The sequence below is a fragment of the Arthrobacter bambusae genome (assembly GCF_030812595.1).
In the GTDB taxonomy this organism is placed as follows: Bacteria; Actinomycetota; Actinomycetes; order Actinomycetales; family Micrococcaceae; genus Arthrobacter; species Arthrobacter bambusae_B.
Genome location: NZ_JAUSSZ010000034.1, coordinates 1 through 1,801, shown reverse-complemented (window position 1 = coordinate 1,801; position 1,801 = coordinate 1). Strand labels below are relative to the sequence as shown.

Annotated in this window: 1 rRNA gene; it reads right to left on the bottom strand. The window is 56.8% G+C overall.

Annotated features, from left to right (window positions below):
* Nucleotides 1-230: 230 nt before the first annotated feature.
* Nucleotides 231-1,754: ribosomal RNA gene (locus J2S96_RS20085) — 16S ribosomal RNA — on the bottom strand.
* Nucleotides 1,755-1,801: the final 47 nt, after the last annotated feature.

Sequence of the window (1,801 nt, the reverse complement as noted above, 5' to 3'; positions counted from 1 at the left end):
TATCCCGCCCCGCACCGTTCCACAACACCCCCCACGCACCACGCACACAGCGCAGAACACAAAAAGGCATCCGTACTAAACACGAAAACAAAAACAACCGGCCGCTATCTGCTGATATTCCACCCATGAGCACCCACCGCAGAACAGACGCCTGCGCAATGGGCTTTGCTTCCACACACCCACCAGGCCATCCATGCGAACAGACCAGGGGCGATAATGGTGCTCCTTAGAAAGGAGGTGATCCAGCCGCACCTTCCGGTACGGCTACCTTGTTACGACTTAGTCCCAATCGCCGGTCCCACCTTCGACGGCTCCCCCCACAAGGGTTAGGCCACCGGCTTCGGGTGTTACCAACTTTCGTGACTTGACGGGCGGTGTGTACAAGGCCCGGGAACGTATTCACCGCAGCGTTGCTGATCTGCGATTACTAGCGACTCCGACTTCATGGGGTCGAGTTGCAGACCCCAATCCGAACTGAGACCGGCTTTTTGGGATTAGCTCCACCTCACAGTATCGCAACCCTTTGTACCGGCCATTGTAGCATGCGTGAAGCCCAAGACATAAGGGGCATGATGATTTGACGTCGTCCCCACCTTCCTCCGAGTTGACCCCGGCAGTCTCCTATGAGTCCCCGGCCGAACCGCTGGCAACATAGAACGAGGGTTGCGCTCGTTGCGGGACTTAACCCAACATCTCACGACACGAGCTGACGACAACCATGCACCACCTGTAAACCGACCGCAAGCGGGGCACCTGTTTCCAGGCATTACCGGTTCATGTCAAGCCTTGGTAAGGTTCTTCGCGTTGCATCGAATTAATCCGCATGCTCCGCCGCTTGTGCGGGCCCCCGTCAATTCCTTTGAGTTTTAGCCTTGCGGCCGTACTCCCCAGGCGGGGCACTTAATGCGTTAGCTACGGCGCGGAAAACGTGGAATGTCCCCCACACCTAGTGCCCAACGTTTACGGCATGGACTACCAGGGTATCTAATCCTGTTCGCTCCCCATGCTTTCGCTCCTCAGCGTCAGTTAATGCCCAGAGACCTGCCTTCGCCATCGGTGTTCCTCCTGATATCTGCGCATTTCACCGCTACACCAGGAATTCCAGTCTCCCCTACATCACTCTAGTCTGCCCGTACCCACTGCAGAACCGGAGTTGAGCCCCGGTCTTTCACAGCAGACGCGACAAACCGCCTACGAGCTCTTTACGCCCAATAATTCCGGATAACGCTTGCGCCCTACGTATTACCGCGGCTGCTGGCACGTAGTTAGCCGGCGCTTCTTCTGCAGGTACCGTCACCCGAAAGCTTCTTCCCTACTGAAAGAGGTTTACAACCCGAAGGCCGTCATCCCTCACGCGGCGTCGCTGCATCAGGCTTTCGCCCATTGTGCAATATTCCCCACTGCTGCCTCCCGTAGGAGTCTGGGCCGTGTCTCAGTCCCAGTGTGGCCGGTCACCCTCTCAGGCCGGCTACCCGTCGTCGCCTTGGTAGGCCATTACCCCACCAACAAGCTGATAGGCCGCGAGTCCATCCAAAACCGCAAAAGCTTTCCACCACCACCGCATGCGCGGAGCAGTCATATCCGGTATTAGACCCAGTTTCCCAGGCTTATCCCAGAGTCAAGGGCAGGTTACTCACGTGTTACTCACCCGTTCGCCACTAATCCACCCAGCAAGCTGGGCATCATCGTTCGACTTGCATGTGTTAAGCACGCCGCCAGCGTTCATCCTGAGCCAGGATCAAACTCTCCGTTGAAGTAAAAACAAAAACGAACACAACCATCCCCACCGGAAATAACGGCA